Origin of the sequence: Dokdonia sp. Dokd-P16, assembly GCF_003095655.1 — a bacterium.
Classification (GTDB): domain Bacteria; phylum Bacteroidota; class Bacteroidia; order Flavobacteriales; family Flavobacteriaceae; genus Dokdonia.
Window position 1 is genome coordinate 1,888,054 of record NZ_CP029151.1, and the last position, 18,925, is coordinate 1,906,978.

The 18,925-nt window shown below is 37.4% G+C and carries 19 protein-coding genes; 1 reads left to right on the top strand and 18 read right to left on the bottom strand.

Annotated elements, in window-relative coordinates:
• Position 1: 1 nt before the first annotated feature.
• From DCS32_RS08470 to DCS32_RS08505, 8 genes are all read right to left on the bottom strand, one after another.
• Positions 2-307, bottom strand: a complete 306-nt coding sequence (locus DCS32_RS08470; protein ID WP_108877877.1) for a hypothetical protein — start codon at positions 305-307, stop codon at positions 2-4.
• A complete protein-coding gene (locus DCS32_RS08475; RefSeq protein WP_108877878.1) occupies positions 276-1,700 on the bottom strand; it encodes a DUF4153 domain-containing protein in 1,425 nt (474 codons plus the stop codon). Before DCS32_RS08475 ends, DCS32_RS08470 begins: the two co-directional genes overlap by 32 nt.
• Positions 1,697-2,167, bottom strand: a complete 471-nt coding sequence (locus DCS32_RS08480) for a Coq4 family protein (protein WP_108877879.1) — start codon at positions 2,165-2,167, stop codon at positions 1,697-1,699. The genes DCS32_RS08475 and DCS32_RS08480 overlap by 4 nt, the downstream gene beginning before the upstream one ends.
• 48 nt (positions 2,168-2,215) lie before the next feature.
• Positions 2,216-2,509, bottom strand: coding sequence for a winged helix-turn-helix domain-containing protein (locus DCS32_RS08485; RefSeq protein WP_108877880.1), 294 nt, complete (start codon positions 2,507-2,509; stop codon positions 2,216-2,218).
• Between the two features lie 59 nt (positions 2,510-2,568).
• Complete coding sequence (locus DCS32_RS08490; protein ID WP_108877881.1) at positions 2,569-3,219, bottom strand: hypothetical protein; 651 nt, start codon at positions 3,217-3,219, stop codon at positions 2,569-2,571.
• Between the two features lie 348 nt (positions 3,220-3,567).
• Positions 3,568-4,485: a glutaminase gene (locus DCS32_RS08495; protein WP_108877882.1), complete on the bottom strand. Its 918-nt coding sequence runs from the start codon at positions 4,483-4,485 to the stop codon at positions 3,568-3,570.
• 3 nt (positions 4,486-4,488) lie between these two features.
• Positions 4,489-4,974, bottom strand: coding sequence for a hypothetical protein (locus tag DCS32_RS08500; RefSeq protein WP_108877883.1), 486 nt, complete (start codon positions 4,972-4,974; stop codon positions 4,489-4,491).
• Entirely contained in the window at positions 4,974-6,785 is a 1,812-nt protein-coding gene (locus tag DCS32_RS08505) for a sodium:solute symporter family protein (protein WP_108877884.1), read from the bottom strand. Before DCS32_RS08505 ends, DCS32_RS08500 begins: the two co-directional genes overlap by 1 nt.
• A 196-nt stretch (positions 6,786-6,981) precedes the next feature.
• Between DCS32_RS08505 and DCS32_RS08510 the strand changes: the two genes are divergently transcribed.
• On the top strand, positions 6,982-7,215 hold the full coding sequence (locus tag DCS32_RS08510; RefSeq protein ID WP_239057513.1) for a DUF1801 domain-containing protein: 234 nt from the start codon (positions 6,982-6,984) through the stop codon (positions 7,213-7,215).
• A 127-nt stretch (positions 7,216-7,342) separates the two neighbouring features.
• Here the strand turns inward: DCS32_RS08510 and DCS32_RS08515 are convergent, their stop codons facing one another.
• The 10 genes from DCS32_RS08515 to DCS32_RS08565 form a co-directional block, all read right to left on the bottom strand.
• Positions 7,343-7,972, bottom strand: a complete 630-nt coding sequence (locus DCS32_RS08515) for a response regulator transcription factor (RefSeq protein ID WP_108877885.1) — start codon at positions 7,970-7,972, stop codon at positions 7,343-7,345.
• The gene (locus tag DCS32_RS08520) at positions 7,969-8,754 is read right to left on the bottom strand and encodes a sensor histidine kinase (protein ID WP_108877886.1); all 786 of its coding nucleotides are present in this window, start codon (positions 8,752-8,754) and stop codon (positions 7,969-7,971) included. Before DCS32_RS08520 ends, DCS32_RS08515 begins: the two co-directional genes overlap by 4 nt.
• Before the next feature lie 133 nt (positions 8,755-8,887).
• Positions 8,888-9,541, bottom strand: coding sequence for a hypothetical protein (locus DCS32_RS08525; RefSeq protein WP_162533618.1), 654 nt, complete (start codon positions 9,539-9,541; stop codon positions 8,888-8,890).
• Between the two features lie 274 nt (positions 9,542-9,815).
• On the bottom strand, positions 9,816-10,472 hold the full coding sequence (locus tag DCS32_RS08530) for a hypothetical protein (RefSeq protein ID WP_108877888.1): 657 nt from the start codon (positions 10,470-10,472) through the stop codon (positions 9,816-9,818).
• Between the two features lie 35 nt (positions 10,473-10,507).
• Entirely contained in the window at positions 10,508-11,155 is a 648-nt protein-coding gene (locus tag DCS32_RS08535; protein WP_108877889.1) for a hypothetical protein, read from the bottom strand.
• 16 nt (positions 11,156-11,171) lie between these two features.
• On the bottom strand, positions 11,172-11,828 hold the full coding sequence (locus DCS32_RS08540; RefSeq protein ID WP_162533619.1) for a hypothetical protein: 657 nt from the start codon (positions 11,826-11,828) through the stop codon (positions 11,172-11,174).
• 826 nt (positions 11,829-12,654) lie between these two features.
• Complete coding sequence (locus DCS32_RS08550; protein WP_108877892.1) at positions 12,655-13,176, bottom strand: hypothetical protein; 522 nt, start codon at positions 13,174-13,176, stop codon at positions 12,655-12,657.
• 1,136 nt (positions 13,177-14,312) lie between these two features.
• Positions 14,313-15,755, bottom strand: coding sequence for an asparagine--tRNA ligase (asnS, locus tag DCS32_RS08555; protein WP_108877893.1), 1,443 nt, complete (start codon positions 15,753-15,755; stop codon positions 14,313-14,315).
• A gap of 177 nt (positions 15,756-15,932) precedes the next feature.
• The gene (locus DCS32_RS08560; RefSeq protein ID WP_108877894.1) at positions 15,933-16,478 is read right to left on the bottom strand and encodes a pyridoxamine 5'-phosphate oxidase family protein; all 546 of its coding nucleotides are present in this window, start codon (positions 16,476-16,478) and stop codon (positions 15,933-15,935) included.
• 47 nt (positions 16,479-16,525) lie between these two features.
• Positions 16,526-18,922, bottom strand: a complete 2,397-nt coding sequence (locus tag DCS32_RS08565; protein WP_108877895.1) for an efflux RND transporter permease subunit — start codon at positions 18,920-18,922, stop codon at positions 16,526-16,528.
• Positions 18,923-18,925: the final 3 nt, after the last annotated feature.

Consider the following 18,925-nt stretch of genomic DNA (forward strand, 5'->3'; position numbering starts at 1 on the left):
ACTATAGAGAATTAAGAACAATTGCGCCACATGCAAAAGCTAGCGGAATATTTAATAGCATAATAATTAGTGTCAAAAAATGCTCTGGAAGCTCATTGCGATGAGTCACAGCACTAAAAAGCACGCATACGAGAACAATAAGATGTACTGGAAGCGTAGGAATTAAATGATAAATACCTATGATGGCAATTTGGGTGCTTCCTGTTACAAAGAATACAATCACAAATAAGATTCCAAGACAAGCACTAAATGCTGCCAGTTTAAGTGCAAATCGATTAATAGCGTGTTCTGGTATCGGTAATTTCATAAGTTGACGTGTTTGGATGTAGTAAGCCTAAAAGTGTTTTGGATTGCCAGGTTTCTCGAGATAATGAAGATTGCCATTGCTCATAGCGATGTTGAATACTTGTACGATTCATAGGTTTTTCTGGGTGCGCTTTCGCGAAAGCGTATAAAATATCTCCATTGCTACTCCTCATAGAAAGTAAATAGGAAATGTCTGGAGTACCTACTTCGTGCAGATTATACGTAGTAATCGCACGATCCCAATTAAAACTTGAGATGATAATAAGAAGTATAAAAGCTGCGCGGGTATTTGATTTGAGCATAAATAGAAGATTGTGTTTACGAGCAATTTTTACATAAGTAGTAACCATTCCAGAAATGCAAAGCGTGAGATAAATAAATACACCTATTCTCTTATAAGTAAGTCCAAAACCACTGCTGTACATATAATTCTTATAAGCAGTAAGTAATATAATCACGATGTTAAGCGCAATCCATACATAGGTAAAATGCCTTAGTGTCTCACTTTTTTTGTAAAAATTGAGTTCACCTCTAAAGAGAATTAATATAGTAGTAATCGCAATAATAATGGAAGTAACAAGTGCACTCACGCCATCGTGTACCGTGGTAGAAAGTGTCGCTGCATCTTCAAGTGGGTCATGTAATACGTACCAGATGTCTGTAATTATAAACAATACTATAAGCGCATTGAGTGCTCCTAATAGAATGGTGCCGAGTAGCTGTTCTCTATGAAGGCTCGTAGCTTTAATGTCAGATATAGGTTGTTCAGAGAGGGTAGTAGAAGCATCGCGATCTATAGAAGTAATGATATCTAGCTCTGCTTTTGAGGTTAGATTTAGAATTAAATAATATCCCATAGCTGCAGTAAGTATCCAATTAAAATTTACGAAATCAAGATTAATAGCCGCAATCCATTCACCCAGAATAGGATTTGCTTTACCATAGAGCGTAGCAAAAACCACCACCAGCGTAGTAACAACAGCTATGGTAAGGATGATAAATTTATAATTGTGATTACTTTTTCCCTTAGGGATGTCTTTATTTGGATTCATCATACTATGTAAAGCACCTAGTAAGGATTGATATAGTCCGTTGAGCCACTGTATATATACTGCGTTTTTAATTCCCGAGATACTACCTGCAAATACAATAAAAGCCAAAATGCAAGTGGTGATCGCTAGCAAACTATTTACTGTAAATACAAATACGGCACTCAATAGATAGAGCCCTGCGGCAAGGAGAAATGATTTGTTGAACTTGGTTTCCGAACGAATGATAAGAACCGCTACTACAGTAATTATTGCAAATAATAGCATGTTGAGGCCAAGGCTTTGACCGTAGAATAGAAGACTAAAAAGGATAGCGCCTAGACATCTTATTATTGAAGTTTTCATAAAGGTTTGATTTTTAAGGTATGTTGTAAATCTGTGAGCGGTAGTGTGAGTAACTGTAAGTAATTGAGATTGTAAAAGCGATGAGCAGTCTTTCCTTTTTGAAAGGCTTTTATAAAGGACTTATAATGATCTATAAATAATGTTGAACCTATGATGAGTGCAATAAAGAGGTATAGAGATCTCTTTGCATTACCAAGTAGTAACCACTGCATGGCGATTTCATCAGGGACAGAGTTATTTGTGTCAGTAAGTACGTGAAAGACGTCGTGATCTTCTAGTTGAGGTTCTGGTGTAAATTGATGTCTTAATAAAAAACATCCTAAATGGTACCCTAACGTCTGTGGCCTATATGCTAGTAATTCTCTTACAGAAATATTCCAAGCAGCTTCTTTTTTAAAAAGCAATCTATACGGGATTTTACTCCATTCATATAAGCGTTCTAGTAATAAATAGCGAAGTGTTTCCATAATTATAAAGTACTTTGTATTTCAAAGTAAAATGATAAAAAAATATAGTTAGTTGTTGCCTAGTAATTTTTCAAGCGCTTCAATGTGTTTTTTAAATGCATTTTTACCTGCGGTCGTAACACTATAACTCGTGTTAGGCTTGCGGCCTATAAATGATTTTTGGACCACGATATACGCCTCTTTTTCTAATGCTTTTGCGTGACTAGCAAGGTTACCATCTGTAGCTCCTAAAAGCTCTTTTAGTTCTTTAAAATCTGCCTTTTCATTCACCATAAGCACGCTCATAATCCCTAGGCGGATACGATGATCAAAAGCTTTGTTTATGTTGTTTATGATGGACATTCTTGATTTTTTGAAAAGGCTATTTATTGTGATGTGTAGTTTACGCTTTCGCGAAAATACTAGTGACTTCTATCATATTTATTATACATGATTACTCCATAGATGATATGAAATACTCCAAAGCCTAATGCCCAAAAATACAATCCGTATCCTATAAATTGAGTAGCAATAAGGCCAATAATAATATTTGCAAGTCCTAGGTATTTGATATCTCCTAGTGTGTATTTACTTGCGTTTACTAAGGCAAGCCCGTAAAATATAAGTGTTGCTGGAGCAATAAGACCTATTATACCATATTGTATAAGTACGATAGAGAAGACTCCTCCCGTAACTAATGGAATGGCAAAATTTGCAATAAGTCGTTTTGACGAAGTGTCCCAAATGGACTCTTTGTTTCTAGCTGCTTTCTTGTAAGTTAAAATAATACCAGTTCCTATAGCAAGAAGTAGTGTGACTAGAAATAGTATAATTAAGTTTCCTGCAAGCTCTGCTGTTGCAAAAATTCTTAAAATGAGATTTAAAAAATCTTCTCTACTTGAAGCAAATAATTGAATATGCCCTTGAATTAAATAATGTGCAACAACGGCAGCTATAAGAGCATACACTCCAGCAAGTATACCAGATAATCCACTTAATGACATAAAACGTGAAGATTTGCTCATCATCGTTTTGATGCTTGCAATGTCTTCTAGATATTTTGATGACTCCATAATAAAGTACTTTGAAATTCAAAGTTAACTTTAATTTTGAATTTATGCAAACATTATAAATTATTTTTCCCTAGGTGCTTGTAAGATATGTGCTTAGTGGTAATCTAGGTAGGTGATGGGTGAGCGTAGGCTCTTGAATAGAGGTTATTATAAGTTATGCTTAAATAGATAAGAATATACATTAAGAAACAACTGCATGACTCCATAGCCCCGATTGCAATGAAAATCCCGCAATGGAGCGCTAGCGCAATGAGGAATTGTAATGTAAAGCGGGTAACAACGCTCAAAGTATACAATATCCTTCTGCTCAAAAAAGAAAGGATGAATGTAAAATAGGGTAGAGAATTCTTAGAAAACCGTATCCTGTGTCTCGTCTGTAAAGTATTCTAGAAATTTCATGCCACGGTAGGAGTTACCATGTTTATTAAGTTTAGGGCTCCACACGGCAATGGAGAAGGAATTAGGTAAAATCGCAACCATGCCGCCACCCACGCCACTTTTACCAGGAAGACCCACACGGAAGGCAAACTCACCAGCCTCATCATAAAACCCGCAGGTTTGCATAATGGCGTTTATACGTTTTGCCTGAGCAGGTTTTACCACCTTCATGTCTGTTTGAATCTGCTTGCCTTTATTTGCCAGAAACCCAAAAGTAAAAGCTAGTTGCTCACACGTCATCTCTATAGAGCAAAGATGAAAGTATAGGTCTGTAACTTGATTGCATGTGTTTTTAATATTGTCAAATGACTTTATGAAATTTGCTAGCGCATAATTACGATAGCCCGTAGCTTGTTCTGATGTTGCGATAGCAGTGGAGTAGGTAAGATCTTTAATGCCAGAAACCTCTCTCACATAATCCAGCAGCGCCGCTTTAGGATCATCAAACAGGTCACAAATAATATCGCACATCACAATCGCACCAGCATTGATGAGCGGATTTCTAGGGATTCCGTTCTCACTCTCCAGTTGTACTAGCGAGTTAAAGGCAGTTCCAGAAGGTTCAAAATCCATGCGATCCCAGAGCTTATCGCCTATTTTTGATAGCACCAGGCTCAGGGATAATACCTTAGCAATACTTTGTATAGAAAACTTTACCGTGGCATCACCACAAGTAAACTGTTCTCCGTTTTTTGTAATGAGACAAACGCCAAATTGATCAGGATTCACTGTCGATAGCTCAGGTATATAGCTGGCAACGGCCCCTTTATTTTCCATTTTCAACACCTTTTGATAAGTGCTGTCTAGTATGTTTTGGCAATCTATCATGCGCTAGTTATTCTGTAGCGTTAGTGTTTCAACAAGTCGAACGCCTGTTGCTGTTTTTTCAAATAGAAACGATGTACTTCCTCCTTGATAAAATGTAGGATACTTTGCGGTACGTTTACGCTTTCGCGAAAGCATTTCTATCACAAACATATCATTCTCGGTCTCTGAGACATAAAGCTGGTAGCGAGATCTTCTCTTTTCTCGCACTTTTTTGAAAGCTGGAATCTCAATAGGCTGATATAAATCACCATAAAAATTCTCAAAATCCTTGTCTGCAAAACGTGTGTCCATACCATCTAGCCAGAAGGCATAAGCTTGGTTTGTAAAACTCACTGTTTGCTTAGAAGCTGCAATTGTAGTGGCTCCCGTTTGTTTAAACTCTGGAGTCTTTTTAATTAATGCTACTGCTTTTTGATATATCTCTGTAGTTTCTTGCGCTTGTAGTCCTAAGCTCAAACACAAAATGGTGATGAATATTGATAGTCTCATTATAGTACTTTTCCTTTTATTTTTTTCCAAACATTGAGTAGTAATCCTCCAGATACAACGCAAATGCTCAATCCAATAAGTGCATTAGTTATTTGCCCATAAATAAAATAGCCTGTGGTAAATAACGTTCCATAAATTAATACACATCCTAGCAACATTGCGACGATACCCATAGGGACATTCCACTTTTCTGTAGTTTTTATGATGTTTACTTGTTCTTGGTCTGCTTGGAGTATAATTTTCTTCCATCCTGGGCCTCCAGGTTGTGTTTTTTTATAGAACGCATAAAGTGTTTCTTTAGTTTCTGGTTGTGTGAGATAAGTGACAACAACCCAAATAAGCGTCGAGCTAAATACCACAAAAGGGAACTTGGCATATGCTGGTAACATCCCGTTAGCTCCAAAGAGTGTTTCACCAAATGGGGTAAATTCTATGAGAATAGAAATGATACCAGAGGCAAGCATGGCGCTTATCTCTGTCCACGCGTTAATGCGCCACCAGAACCATCTCAAAATAAAAATGAGTCCTGTACCTGCGCCAAACATTAGTATGATATTGAAGAGTTGTAGTGCATTTGTAAGTGCCAGGGCAATGAGTGCGCTTATCACCATTAGAATTACCGTGGTGATACGACCTACAGCAACGAGCTCTTTTTCTGTTGCATCTGGTTTAATTTGTTGTGCATACACATCATTAACCACGTAAGATGCTCCCCAGTTGAGGTGCGTACTTATGGTACTCATATATGCGGCAGAGAGTGATGCGAGCACGAGACCTAACAAACCGCTAGGTAGCATCGTGAGCATTGCAGAGTAAGCAAGATCTTGGCCTAGTTTATCTTCTGATATATTTGGGAAAGCCTCCTGTATACTTGCGAGGTCTGGGAAGATTATAAGAGAAGCAAGTGCAACTAGAATCCACGGCCATGGACGTAATGCGTAGTGCATGATATTATAGAAAAAGGTTGCTCCTATGGCGTGGTTTTCATCCTTGGCGGCAAGCATACGTTGCGCCACATATCCACCACCGCCAGGCTCAGAACCTGGATACCAAGAACTCCACCATTGTACCGCTAGCGGAATAATGAGCAACGTGATAAGCATTTCTGTATTATTAAAATCTGGAAGGAGATTGATTTTATCTTTTACATTCTCATGAGAAATCAATGCTTCTAGACCGCCTATTTCTGGCATACCTACGATGTAATATGCAGCTCCAAAAGCTCCTGCCATTGCCACGAAGAATAATATAAAATCTGTGTAAACCACTCCTTTAAATCCGCCTATGGCACTAAAAACAACGGTGATTACTCCAGCTACAACTACTGTTGTAACAGGATCTAGCCCAAGCATGACTTCGCCTATTTTTATTGCGGCAAGTGTCACGCCAGCCATAGCAAGTACGTTAAATACAATACCAAGATAGATAGCTCTGAATCCTCTTAAAAAACGAGCAGGAGCACCACCGTAGCGAAGCTCGTAAAACTCAATATCTGTTTTTACCTCAGACTTACGCCATAACTTTGCATACACAAATACTGTAAGTAATCCAGTAACGAGGAATGCCCACCACACCCAGTTACCTGATACACCGTTAGTACGCACAATATCTGTTACCAGATTAGGAGTATCTGTGGAAAAAGTAGTCGCCACCATAGAAAGCCCCAAAAGCCACCACGGCATATTACGACCCGATAGAAAGTATTGTGTGGTATTTTTTCCTGCGCTTTTGCCTACGTAAAAACCTACGCCTAAAATGATTACAAAAAGAGCAATGATAATGGCAATGTCTAAGCCAGATAAGTCAATCATAAAGAATCAGGTGTTTTGTCTTAAATTGAAGTGAGATTACTAGGCGAAAGATAAGCATTCATCACAATAGTTTTTTTGAATGGGTGCAATCAATGTCACATCACAATGTCATTTTATCAAGATGGTAATGTCGTAGGAGTTGTTTTGCTTTTGCGAAAGCGTAAAAAGTTATAGATTACAGAGATAAAACAAAACAATGAACCCGGCCGAAGAATACATCCTCGCTAAGCCAGAGCCTTGGCGTTCTATGCTTATGGAGTTGCAAGCAGTGATTAAGCGTACCGTTCCTGAAGTAGAGGAGGGTTATAAATGGCATTTACCATTTTATAGCTTAAAGGGTAAAATGTTCTGCTTTTTAAATTTCAGAAAAACATTTGTAGATGTCGTTTTTCCTAAGGGGATACTTGTACAGGGATTGATGATGTTTTAATAGCTGGAGAAGGCCGCAAGCAATTGCGCTCGCTTAGATATCATTCACAAGAGGAGATTGATGCGCGTAAGCTAGAGGAAGTACTTAAAGCAATGGCTAGATTAACGTAACCTATGTTAGTACCTTATTAGGGTCTAAATAGCCCATTTTTAAGGGCATAAATCACTAAGCCTGTCCTGTTTTTTAAGTTGAGTTTTGAGAATACGCTATCACGATAGCCTTGCACAGTTTTTGGACTCAAAAACATAACATCTGCAATCTCATTATAAGTCATCTCTGTACAGGCATGTTTTATAAATTCAACCTCTCGATCTCGCAATGCATCTTTGTTGTTGCCATTTAGGCTTTTTACAAGTAGTTGGCTCACCGTATTGGTGTGATAATAACCATTTAATGCAAGTTCGTTCAGAGCATTTTCAAGTGTCTTTTTTTCTGTATCCTTAAGTAAATACCCTTTTGCACCTGCGCGTATCATTTGTAAGATAGTGTGGTCATCCTCTTCTACAGAGAGTGCTAGTATGAGAATCGTAGGGTAGAGCTCTTTTACTTGTGCGGTAGCTTCTATACCATCCATAATAGGCATGTTTACATCCATCAAGATGATGTCTGGGCGCTTATTTTCAAAACGAAGATTATCTAGAAGTTCTTGACCATTTTTACAAGTGTAGAGTACTTCAAAATTATCAAAAGAATTTACAAGTCCGCTTATAGCTTGGCTTAATAAGGTATGATCATCTACAATAACGATAGTTTTCATGGTTGTTTTGGTTTGTATGTAAGTGATAGTGTTGTGCCCTCGCCTACGTTTGATTTGTAGTCTACAAGAGCTCCTATTAGATTTGCTCTTGTCTCGATGTTAGTAAGCCCGATGCCGTTTTTTGCTCTTGCTTCTTTATAATTAAAGCCTACGCCATTATCTTTTATAGTAACATTAAGTGTGTCCATTTTATAGTTTAGGTACACATCAATGTTGGTTGCTTTGGAGTGTTTTATTGTGTTTGTAAAAAACTCTTGTAAGATTCTAAAGATGATGGTCTCTATCTTTTTATCTATAGTAATAGGGCTTCCTGTAATTTTGAGAGATGGTTTTAGATACGCCATTCTGTTAAAGCGTTCTAGCTCTAGGTTTAAAGCTTCCGGTAGCGACATATTTTTGAGAGCCTCTGGATTTATGAGCTTAGAGAGCGCTCTTATTTCTGTAAGTCCTTTGCCTATAGTAGCTGCTGCCTCGTCAAGATCTTGCTGGCTGCCACCACAATTTTGGGTTTGGATTTTGGCAAGGGTAAGTAATTGGCCTATGTTATCATGGAGCTCCCAACTTATATTGCGTAGCGTTTCTTCTCGTATTTCTATCTGCGTCTCTGCGATTTCTTTTTCAAACTTTTTCTTTGTGTGCTCTTGTTCTAAGAGTAAGGTGTTCTTACGTTTCATAAATACAGAGAAGAGCACCACTACAACAACGAGGAGCAATAGTAATATGGTAATAGCCACAAGGACTATAAACAGAGTGCCATTATCTTGATTTTGGATAAGAAGCATAGATTGGATTGGAGTAATTATAGTGAATGTTGAAGGTACTTATTTTGATATTGATTACCCATAGGGCATTTACCCCAAAGTCAATGTGTAATGGTTTTAGAAATACGCTTTCGCGAAAGCGTACTATAAACAACTACATTTCGTAAGCACTTACTTTCTTAGGGTCTGTCCATATAAACCCAAACACTAAAATGATATTAGTTACTACAAGAGAAAATGTCTGGATTGCTCGTAAGGTGTTTAATAATTCTTTTGAATACTGAAAATCCATCTGGCCTACCATAAATGGAGCTAATGGTATAAAGGTGATACCAAATAATAAGTATCCAGCAAAAATAAAAAGTTCGAGTTGGTTTTTAAGTCTAAGCGGAGCATCGCTCTTAAGACGGTCTATGGCATAATACATAAGTAAAACGACCAATAAGATCATGGCAATATTATAGATAATACTCATGTAGTGTGTGACCACATGCACTGTAAAGGCTCTAATAATAATCGCTATAATCATCACTGTAGATAACCACTTTACGATACGTTTTCTAGTCGTGTTTTCTATATGATCATATACCATTTTATAAAACAAAATGTAAAACAAGAATGCATAAAGATTATATGCCCAGTGATTATTGTGGTAATAGTGTGAGTATATTTTAGCCATACTTTCTGTAATGACCGCCACCCAAAGAATATACAGTATGGTTTTTATAGGGAGGTGTTTATACTTAGAAAAGTAGATAGTTGCCACAAGTGCCACTATAATTTCTGAGATATACATTAGAGTACTCAAGTAGGGGTTTCTTTAAGTTAGTGTCGAAAGGTAATAAATTATAAGGACGGAATTTGTAAGATTTTTACTCGTGGTGCGCTGTGTTACGCTTTCGCGAAAGCGTACTCAACACTAAAATTTCATATCAAAATAAGAAAAAACTGTATTTACGGCAATCTTGGCTTATTGTCAAAACGATAATACAGCGCAATGGCACAAAACAAAGTCGCTACTAAAAACAGTAGAAACAAAATGGTCACGCAGACCAGCCATATGACAAGAACTTCCTCCTTAATCATAAGGTGCGCCTTATTGAAGTTGCTGAATGTACTCCTCTATAAAAACCAAATGCAATCGTGCCATAACACGCAATTACTGCAATGAATTGAATAAGAAAAATCGCCTCATATAGAAAAACACTATCCGTAACAAGGAAGTATCGCGAAAACATTATAACGGGATATGAGATATGGAATATCAAAAAACCAATACTCACCCACAAAAAGATATCTCTGCTATATGCTCCAATTTTATTACTTCTTAATTGCTCTACTAAGTAAAGCGTAAGTGCTATAATGATTAATATGGTAGATAACGTAAATGAGTATACAGGCCAGTCTTTAAAAGGGTCTTGAGTAATCGCAGTAATGGTAAATGCAATAGCGCTTATTACGATTAATACATTTGCTATAGCGATGCGTATATGATGTGATAAATGCAATCTTGTTATTATCAATAAACCCAGGCAGACAATAACCTCATAAAAATTATAAAGTATCTCAAATCTATAGGGTGCCAGTAGTATGTGACAAGCAAACTCATTAATAGCGATATACCATAAAAGCGGTAGTATCCATTTTAATGGTGTTGCCTTGTATTTTTTATAATATACAGTGGCAGAGATTGCGGCAGCAAACTCAAATAATAGCACTATGTATATTAGGTAGTCCACAGGGTGTACAGTATGTTGTTTTAATTGTTAAAGTTTTATTTGTCCATTTCTATTTTATTTCCATAATAGAAGCCAAAGGCAATCGTGAGGTATGATAAAATGGCCACTGTAAATTGAATATAATTTAACGACCTGTGGATTTTATCTCCGTCACTTACAAACTCTCTTGCGAGTAAGATTACAGGGAATGAAATAAAAAATATTAGAAAACCGAGAGCAATCCATAGAAATAAATTTTTACTCATATTTAATACTTTGTCAGATTTTAATAACTCTATGAAATAGATTAATAATGAAATTAATACAGCAATTGTAAATATGGTGAAAGTAGTTTTCGAGAATTCTTTAAGCGGATTTGAAAAATAGATACTTATCAAAAAAGTGAGAAAACAAAAAGCAGAAAGTGCGAATACAATTTTCTTTCTCAATGAATCTGAAATTTGTGTGCTAATCAGATATACAAAACTTGCAGGTACTATAATGCGATATAAATTGTAAAGTAGGTATCCAGTTTCTGTTCTTGCAAATAAGTACTGACCTAATACCTCATTAATAGGTATGTACCACATTATAATTAGTAGCAATTTGAGTTTTGTGTTTTGATACTTGTAGAAGTATATAGAAGCAAACATTGCCGCAATAAACTCAGATGCAATACCTGCTATTTTGAATTTTTCATACATTTAAAACGACTTAGTTTTATTGAAAATCATCTGGATCATTTTTTGGTGGTGGATTCCAAGGGAAACTATTTCCTGCTAAACTCTGTACGCCATTCTGTATAGGCATTGTTAAGTCTGCTCTATTAGATTTCTCAGATGGAATTTTGATAAGTTTTCCTACAGGTACAGCTGTACTTTTATTACCATCTGTTTTAATTGCAAAAGCGACATCATCTCTTATGTCTCCTTTCTGTCCTGCCTCCATTATTGGGTTTAAAAAAACGGTCGCTCTATTGTCATTTTTACCTTTTTCATATTGAGAAAAATAAATACGTAGGCCCGAGATATCTGTTTTTGTGGATTTAGCTTGCTGCTCAATAAAAGCCAGATATGCCTTAAGATCTTTATAGTCCATAGATAATGCGCGCGTTGCCTGTACATAGCGATCATCTTCTGGTTTAATAGAGTCACCATCTTTATCAATGTTTACTGATTTTTCTATAAGTGGTACTCTTTGATTCCCAAACCTGTGGTACATATCTTCAGCTTCTTGCAAGGAAATTATGGTGCCAGGAGCAGCCAAAGGTTCTTCATCGTGATCATCGGTATGAGGCGTGCCCTTGGTGTCACCACCGCAGCTTATTGTTAAGAATCCACCCAATAAAAGGATGGATAGAAATTTACATGTTTTCATTTGTAGTAGGGTTTTTGGTTAGTATTAATGTAAATAAAACGTTAACCAAGCTAGGGAAATACAAGTATACTATGCCTACTACTCATGAGGTAGGGGTAAATGTCCCTTTATGGGAAGTGAGCTAGGGCAAGTGTTGTTAGAGCTTGACCAAGAAACTAATCTACTTCTCTTCTAAGTCAGCTGCCTTTTTAGAATAGATAAAGCCAAAGGAGAAGATGGTGTACATTAAAAAAACTATGAACCCCATTATGTATGAAAGTTTAATACTCATCTCAATATTATTTATATACATATTTCTTGCTAATAATATTACGGGCGTTGATATTAAAAACAAGGTAAAACCTAATAAAAAATATGTAAACAATTCCCGAAAGGGGTTGTGTAAGCTATTTGTCTTAAAGAGTCCTATTATATAAAGAAATAAACTTATTAGAGCTATTAGATAGCCCGTAGTTTTAGAGACAAAAAGAACTTCCTTGAAGCCTTTAAATATTAGTTCTGCAAGAAAAATTAATAGCGCTATACTAGAAAGTATGAGAGTTGTATTCTTGAATTTTTTAATCTTAATGTATTTGTAACTCATCCATAACACAAAAAATGTAGTGATGAATCCATAGAGGTTAGTGAGTTGAAATCTTATAATACCTTCTCTAAGTAAGAAATATGCTGCAGCTTCGTGCAATACTACATACCATAAGTACACACAAAAATATTTGAGAGGTGTTGATTTATATTTCCAAAGAGTAAATAATGAACACAATGCCGCTACTAGCTCTATTGTATGAATCAATATGCGTATCGTGTTCATTATTTTAATACATTTTTATTAATGATAATCGTTAGGATCATTTTGTCTCGGCGGTGGTGGATATTCCCAGTCATCACCTGCCAAACTCTGTATGACTCCATTACTTAACTTACTATCAGAAGGCTTTGGTATTTTACCATCTATCACATCTCCTACCGTGATTGCTTCTTTATTGCCGTTTACATCTGTATGAATTGCATAAGAAATATCTCCATCAATTCCTTTAAATGAAGCTACTGGATTCAGAAAAACAGTTTCTCTGCCAGGTTTCCCTTTTGCAGGTTTTGTAGCGCCAAAATAGATACGAAGTCCTTTTGGAGTTACACCAGCTTCTTTGGATTCTTTCTCAATAAAAGCCATATATGCTTTCATCTTTTCATAATCTGCAGTCACAAATCTTGTCGCTTCATAAGGCTTGTCAAGATCTTCATACAGTTTATTTACTCCACCCTCTATAAAAGGTGCTCTGTTTTGTCCATAAGTTCTGTAAAGGCTATCTGCCTCTTCAACAGAGATAATGTTATCCGGTACGTCTTCCATTGTTTAATTTGGTTGGTGCATTCTTTTCTAACAGTCTTAAGCCTGTGTTTCACAATCTAATGTCAAGCAATATTTAAAAAGAGAGAACACGCGTTAATAATTTGATTCTAGAAATAGTTTGGATTGTTATTTCATTACCAAAATACAACTTATGATTGTAATTGATACAATATGAAATATATGGAGATGAATAAGCCGATTTTAACTTGAACTTGAACTTGAACTCGAACTAGAAGAAAACAAGCCTCCGTCATTTCGACCTTGTGGAGAAATCGCATTCGAGTAAACACGCGCCAATTAAGAAAAGTTGAACTTGAACTTGAGCTTGAACTTGAAGAAAACAAGCCCTCGTCATTTCGACCCTGTGGAGAAATCACATATGAGTAAGCAGGTCTGAGTGAGCAACCTTCCTGAGCTTGTTTCTGAGATCTCTCCTAACGTCGAGATGACAAAAGCTGAAAACTAAATCTGTATCAAAGTCCCCTCCTTCGAAGGAGGGCTAGGGAGGATGTTCCACATGAGTAAGCACGTAGGAGTAAGAACAGTTGGATTTGAGAACTTGAAGCTGAAATCGAATTTGAACTTAAACTTGAACAAACCCTAGTCATTTCGACCTTGTGGAGAAATCGCATTCGAGTAAACACGCGAGAGTAAACACGCGCCAATTAAGAAAAGTTGAAGCTGAACTTGAAGTCGAACCAGAGGCTGAAATCGAAACCCTAGTCATTTCGACCCTGTGGAGAAATCACATACGAGTAAACACGCAAGAGTAAGAACTCCAACAAAACAACTTCCCATGTTAGACCATAAGATCTCTCCTAACGTCAAGATGACGAAAGTTAAAATTTAAGCTTTACTCAAGTCCCCTCCTTCGAAGGAGGGCTAGGGAGGATGTTTCACAAGAGTAAGCAGGCAAGAGTAAGCACAGCCCTATTAGAAATCAAAGCTAGGGAGGATGTTCCACAAGAGTAAGCACACTCGAGTAAGCATACATAATTGAGGATGTTCCAATAAAAAATCCAACATACCTAAGTACATTGGATTTATAATAGTTAATATATTCAAATTTTCGCGAAAGCGAAAAAAAGTATTTAATATTAGCGCATGAGTTCCCTCCTTTGGAGGGCTAGGGAGGATTAAAACTCCGCGTGACCAGGAAAACGTGGGTAAGGTATTACGTCACGTATGTTTGTCATTCCCGTTACAAATAGCACAAGGCGCTCAAAACCAAGACCAAAACCACTATGTGTACATGTTCCAAACTTGCGAGTATCTAGATACCAAGAAAGCTCTTCCTCAGAGATATCTAATGCAGCCATTTTTTCTTTAAGAACATCTAGACGCTCCTCACGCTGTGATCCTCCTACCATCTCACCAATTCCAGGAAAAAGTACATCCATCGCGCGTACGGTCTTACCATCTTCGTTAAGACGCATGTAAAATGCCTTGATGTTTGCTGGGTAATCAAATAAGATTACTGGGCAGTTAAAGTGCTTTTCTACAAGGTAACGCTCATGCTCAGACTGTAAATCTGCTCCCCATTCATTAATTGGGTATTTGAACTTTTTCTTCTTGTTAGGCTTACTATTACGTAAGATGTCAATCGCCTCCGTGTAGCTTACACGCTTAAAGTTATTGTCTACTATAAAGCTTAGTTTTTCACGCAGTGGCATAGGCGCACGATCTGCTTCTGGCTTGCTCTTGTCTTCTTGAATTAATCTATTTTCTAGAAACTCAAGATCATCTTGACAGTTTTCTAGTGCGTAGTTAATTACGTATTTGATAAAATCTTCGGCAAGATCCATGTTTCCATCTAGATCACAAAAAGCCATCTCTGGTTCTACCATCCAGAACTCTGCAAGGTGGCGAGAAGTGTTACTATTTTCTGCTCTAAAGGTTGGTCCAAAGGTATAAATCTTTCCAAGTCCTAACGCATAAGTTTCTCCTTCTAGCTGTCCAGAAACCGTAAGATTCGTCTCTTTGCCAAAGAAGTCTTTGCTGTAATCAATCTTTCCATCTTCTGTGCGTGGCGGATTTTCTGGGTCAAGTGCGCTTACGCGAAACATCTCACCAGCTCCCTCTGCATCACTACCGGTAATGATAGGCGTATGTGCATGGAAGTAGCCATTTTTATTAAAATACTCATGTATGGCAAACGATAACTTTGAGCGTAAACGCATTACAGCGCCAAAGGTATTGGTGCGAACTCTTAAGTGTGCCTGCTCACGTAATTTTTCTAGTGAGTGACGCTTAGGAGAGAGTATTGTGTTTTTTAATTCTTGAGGATCTGCATCTCCCTCAATCTGAATATCTTTTACTTTGATCTCTATGCGTTGCCCTCCACCTTGACTTTCTTCTAAGGTTCCTTTTATGGCAACGGCAGCACCTGTCGTGATACGCTTTAAAAGTGCTTCGTCTGTATTTTCAAAATCGACTACACACTGAAGGTTATTAATAGTAGAACCATCATTAAGTGCGATAAACTGGTTTCCGCGGAAGGATCTTACCCATCCTTTTACCGTAAATTCTTGATGAATTTTGTCACTTTCGAGTAGCGCTATAATAGGCGTATGTGTCATTGTATCTTATTTAAATGAATTCTCTAGATAGAGGGCAAATATAAAAGATTTTTGTGGTAGGGTAAGGGGTAAATAGACTGAAATATACGCTAAGGTGCATTACTCTTTATTGAGATTCACAGCAGTGCTCAACATGAGGTATAAAAAATGTTTTCACGCTTTCGCGAAAGCGTATCTCTACGGGTTCAAAAACTGCCCATTCCATGCACCATCTTCCTGATTAAATGCTACTCTTATATGGTTAGGCCTCTTAAGCTGAAGGAACTCTAAATGTGTAGGTGCAATCTCAATAATAGTAAAATAGTGTGTGCTCTCAAGGTAGTCTACCGCATCTGGATTTGAAATCTCTGCGCCAGGAGCATCAGCAGTGGTGTAATCTTTTTTTGATGAAGGTTGCACGCCGCTGTAGTAGCGTTGCAGCTCTACAGGATCTGTAATGATGGAAGCGTTTCCTGTAACTTTAATCTGCAGCAATTTTTTAGGATGGTAGAAGAGCAAGCTAGTAACATCATTTTGGAGTAACTGAGCTATTTTATTTGATCTACTGTCAGTATAAATTCTCAGTTTAAAATCCTCTGTAACTTGTCTTAGTACTACAGTTCTTAGTGCGGGAACTCCAGAAGCATCTACGGTGCCCATAGTGGTGTACCTAAACGGGTGTCCCTTTTTGTTGACGCCAAGTTGTAACTCTTCTTGTGCTTCCTTAAAATACTGATCTGTCATACCTTTTTGTATAAAGATACAAAGGGAGTGCCTAGTTACTCAAGCTCTTAATCAGGAGTTTCCTCATCACCCTCACGTTCTACAATTTGTAGCGCAGGTTCTTTAAAGGTGTCCTTGTTTGCAATCTCTTTTTCTAGAGATAACAACAGTGACGGTAATAGTAAAAGGTTGGCTAGCATAGCGAATAGTAAGGTTGCGCTTACAAGGCCACCTAGTGCTACAGTTCCTCCAAAACTACTAATCATGAATACAGAGAAGCCAAAGAAGAGCACAATTGATGTGTAAAACATACTTACACCTGTCTCACGTAGCGAACCGTAAACAGATTTTTTAATCTTCCATTTGTTAGCTTTTAGTTCTTGACGGTATTTTGCCAGAAAGTGAATCGTATCATCTACAGAGATCCCAAAGGCAATACTAAATACAAGTATTGTAGATGGCTTGATAGGGATGCCTATAAAGCCCATCATACCTGCCGTAACAAGTAGCGGTAATAAGTTAGGAATGAGAGACACTATAATCATACGTAGCGACTTAAACATCCACGCCATAAATAGCGCGATGAGTAAGATGGCAAGTGATAAACTTATAACAAGGTTCATTACAAGATAATCTGTTCCTTTCTGAAAAACGAGTGCAGTACCTGTCATGGTAACCTCATATCTATCGTCTGGAAAAAGCTTGTCTATTTTTAATTGGATATTTTCTTCAGCGCGCTCCATTTTATCAGTACCTACGTCTTTCATGAAGGTAGTAATTCTGGCATACTGACCTGTGCTATCTACGTAGGCTCCCATGAGATTTTGATCATTGTCAAAACTCTTTGCATACGGCAGTATAAAATTGCGCTCGTTACTTGTAGGTAGTTGGTAGTATTTAGGATTTCCATTAAAGTAGGCCTGTTTTGCATACTTCACAAGGTTTACAATCGATATAGGAGCAGAGAGTTCTGGTTGCTCCTCTATGGTAGCGCTTAGCTCTTCCATGCGTTTAAGCGTGGCAAGCTTCATGACTCCTTGTTTCTTCTTGGTGTCAATCAGAATTTCTAATGGCATGATCCCATCAAATTCTTCCTCAAAAAACTTTATGTCTTTATAGAAGTCGGCTTTTTTAGGCATGTCTTCTATGAGTGAACCAGAAATACGTATTTGATAGATTCCTACAATACTCAGTGCAAGTAGTAATACACTTGATCCATAAATCGCAGTACGTCTAGTACGTACCATGCGCTCCATCCAGTTCACAAACCCTTCTATCCAAGTTTTACCTAGGTGTTTAAGGTGCTTCTCCTTAGGAGGCGACATGTAACTGTAAATGATAGGGATGATAAGTAAGCTAAGTAAAAATATAGCGATGATATTAATACTCGCGACAACACCAAACTCGCTTAGTAGCGAACTCTCAGTAAGAATAAAAGTAGCAAATCCAGATGCCGTGGTAATGTTAGTCATCAAGGTCGCATTACCTACTTTGGTAATAACACGCTGTAACGACTTTACTTGGTTACCGTGATTTTTATATTCTTGCTGGTATTTATTAATCAAGAAAATACAGTTAGGAATCCCAATCACAATAATAAGCGGAGGGATAATAGCCGTAAGTACTGTAATCTCATATCCCAGTAATCCTAAAAACCCAAAAGCCCACATAACACCTATGATTACCGTAATCATGGAGATAAAGGTGGCTCTGTATGATCTAAAGAAAAAGAAGAATATAAAAGAAGTAACTAGCAATGCTGCACCTACAAATATGCCTATCTCATCAATAATATTTTGAGCATTGAGCGTTCGTATGTACGGCATTCCACTAGTGCGCACATCGATATCGTAGTCCTTTTCAAAAGTCGCGATAGCGGGCATAAGATCATTTACTACAAAGTCTAAACGCGCAGGAGTGTTGATCAAATCTTTCTTAAGATACACGGCAGAGCGCACAGTACCTGTCTCTTTATTGTAAATCAGATTTTCATAAAATGGTAAATCGTCAAAGAGTAATTTTCTATAACTAGCAGCACTTTCGGCAGTGAGCGTGCTATCTGTCATGAAGGGAACAAGGTCAAACCGCTGCGGGTTTTCTTGTTTATCTAATATCTTGAGGTCTTTAAGAGAAAGGGATAATGCAACAGCATCTGCCTTTGCAATCTTTGCAGATAAGTCATTCCAAGCAGTGAGCACCTCAGGAGTAAAGAGACGTTCATCTTGTATTCCTAACACGATGAGGTTTCCTTCTTCTCCAAATTTATCTTTAAAATTCTGGTACTCGAGATTAACTTCATGGTCATCAGGAAGTAAGTTTGCCTCTGTATAGGTAAAGCGCATATTGCGCCATTGGAAACCTAAGAAAATGGTGAAACCCACGATAAGAATGAGAATCAAAGGACGATTGCGTAGTATTAAACTCGCTACAGACTCCCAAAAACCTTTACTCAGAAATTTTGCCATTGA

Bases quoted from the DNA above. Each gene is read 5' to 3' on its own strand.
- DCS32_RS08470 (WP_108877877.1), bottom strand. From the start codon at position 307: ATGAAATTACCGATACCAGAACACGCTATTAATCGATTTGCACTTAAA.
- DCS32_RS08475 (WP_108877878.1), bottom strand. From the start codon at position 1,700: ATGAAAACTTCAATAATAAGATGTCTAGGCGCTATCCTTTTTAGTCTT.
- DCS32_RS08480 (WP_108877879.1), bottom strand. From the start codon at position 2,167: ATGGAAACACTTCGCTATTTATTACTAGAACGCTTATATGAATGGAGT.
- DCS32_RS08485 (WP_108877880.1), bottom strand. From the start codon at position 2,509: ATGTCCATCATAAACAACATAAACAAAGCTTTTGATCATCGTATCCGC.
- DCS32_RS08490 (WP_108877881.1), bottom strand. From the start codon at position 3,219: ATGGAGTCATCAAAATATCTAGAAGACATTGCAAGCATCAAAACGATG.
- DCS32_RS08495 (WP_108877882.1), bottom strand. From the start codon at position 4,485: ATGATAGATTGCCAAAACATACTAGACAGCACTTATCAAAAGGTGTTG.
- DCS32_RS08500 (WP_108877883.1), bottom strand. From the start codon at position 4,974: ATGAGACTATCAATATTCATCACCATTTTGTGTTTGAGCTTAGGACTA.
- DCS32_RS08505 (WP_108877884.1), bottom strand. From the start codon at position 6,785: ATGATTGACTTATCTGGCTTAGACATTGCCATTATCATTGCTCTTTTT.
- DCS32_RS08510 (WP_239057513.1), top strand. From the start codon at position 6,982: ATGAACCCGGCCGAAGAATACATCCTCGCTAAGCCAGAGCCTTGGCGT.
- DCS32_RS08515 (WP_108877885.1), bottom strand. From the start codon at position 7,972: ATGAAAACTATCGTTATTGTAGATGATCATACCTTATTAAGCCAAGCT.
- DCS32_RS08520 (WP_108877886.1), bottom strand. From the start codon at position 8,754: ATGCTTCTTATCCAAAATCAAGATAATGGCACTCTGTTTATAGTCCTT.
- DCS32_RS08535 (WP_108877889.1), bottom strand. From the start codon at position 11,155: ATGTATGAAAAATTCAAAATAGCAGGTATTGCATCTGAGTTTATTGCG.
- DCS32_RS08540 (WP_162533619.1), bottom strand. From the start codon at position 11,828: ATGAAAACATGTAAATTTCTATCCATCCTTTTATTGGGTGGATTCTTA.
- DCS32_RS08550 (WP_108877892.1), bottom strand. From the start codon at position 13,176: ATGGAAGACGTACCGGATAACATTATCTCTGTTGAAGAGGCAGATAGC.
- asnS (WP_108877893.1), bottom strand. From the start codon at position 15,755: ATGACACATACGCCTATTATAGCGCTACTCGAAAGTGACAAAATTCAT.
- DCS32_RS08560 (WP_108877894.1), bottom strand. From the start codon at position 16,478: ATGACAGATCAGTATTTTAAGGAAGCACAAGAAGAGTTACAACTTGGC.
- DCS32_RS08565 (WP_108877895.1), bottom strand. From the start codon at position 18,922: ATGGCAAAATTTCTGAGTAAAGGTTTTTGGGAGTCTGTAGCGAGTTTA.